Genomic DNA, 1,142 nt, shown 5'->3' with positions numbered 1-1,142 from the left:
CCCCAGAGCACCCGCGTGCCGGTATACCGCCCGGCCTCCGCACGGACATCCGCCGGCGTAGGCGAGGCGGCGGGCGCACTCTGCAGGGACTCCGGCACACTGGCGCAGCCACCGAGCATGACGGCGGATGCGACGACGATGGCGAACAGCTGGCGCATGATCCCGCCCCTCCCTGAGTGGCGCCTGTCTGCTCTTGGACCCGGGACGAAACAGGCGCGTTCCCCGAGTATAGCGCCGCCGCGGCGGGCTCAGTCGCCGATGGGATCCATGCGGTAGATGCGGCCGATCTCGCCCGGTCCGCGCACGCTCACCGACAGGTCGTTCACCCGCCCGTCGACGAGCCCGTAGACCCAGCCGTGCACCGCCAGGGTCTGCCCGCGTGCCCAGGCATTCTGGACGATGGTCGTGTAGCAGACGTTGCGCACCTGCTCGACGACGTTGAGCTCGCAGAGCCGGTCGGTACGCCGCTCCTCGTCCTCGATCGCGTCGAGCTCCGCCTCGTGGAGGTGATAGACGTCCCTGATGTGTCGCAGCCAGTTGTCGATCAGGCCGAACTGCCGGTGCCCCATGGCGACACGGACCCCGCCACAGCCGTAATGACCGGTGACGATGATGTGGCGCACGTGCAGCACCTCCACGGCGAACTGCAGCACCGACATGGCATTCATGTCGCTGTGCACCACCACGTTCCCCACGTTGCGGTGCACGAACAGCTCCCCGGGCATCAGGTCGACGATGTCGTTGGCGGGCACGCGACTGTCCGAGCAGCCAATCCAGAGGTAGTCCGGATTCTGCTGGCGTGCCAGCCGGGAAAAGAAATCCGGCTGCTCGCTGGACAGCCGCTCCGACCAGCGCCGGTTGTTCTCGAGAAGATCGAGGATGTCGCTCAAAACACCCGCTCCGGTGACGACACGGTCATTTACCGCAAGATAACAGACAGGGGAGCGGGGCATTCATTGATCGGAAGGGGTTGCGAGCGTGTCGAGCAGCTCGCGCACCAGCGGGTTCGGGAACTGCCGGCGCTGGAAGATCGCGTAGAAGCGCTCGCGCACCTCCGGCACGCGACAACGCTCGACCAGCCTGCCCGAATTCAGCTCGTCACGTATCACCACCGGCGGGACCAGCGCATAGCCGGTGCCCTC

At 66.7% G+C, this 1,142-nt stretch carries 3 protein-coding genes; all 3 read right to left on the bottom strand.

All coding sequences use genetic code 11. The annotated features are described in order from the left end of the window. A partial coding sequence (locus G7A99_RS25995; RefSeq protein ID WP_371807646.1) for a Slp family lipoprotein occupies nt 1-119 on the bottom strand: 119 nt, incomplete at its 3' end. A gap of 129 nt (nt 120-248) precedes the next feature. Beyond that, on the bottom strand, nt 249-890 hold the full coding sequence (gene can / locus G7A99_RS20335) for a carbonate dehydratase (RefSeq protein WP_018719394.1): 642 nt from the start codon (nt 888-890) through the stop codon (nt 249-251). 63 nt (nt 891-953) lie between these two features. Continuing rightward, a partial coding sequence (locus tag G7A99_RS20330) for a LysR substrate-binding domain-containing protein (protein WP_240466360.1) occupies nt 954-1,142 on the bottom strand: 189 nt, incomplete at its 5' end.

This window comes from Arhodomonas sp. KWT, from assembly GCF_010993615.1.
The sequence above is the reverse complement of the archived record's forward strand: the minus strand, read 5'-3'. Positions and strand labels throughout refer to the sequence as shown.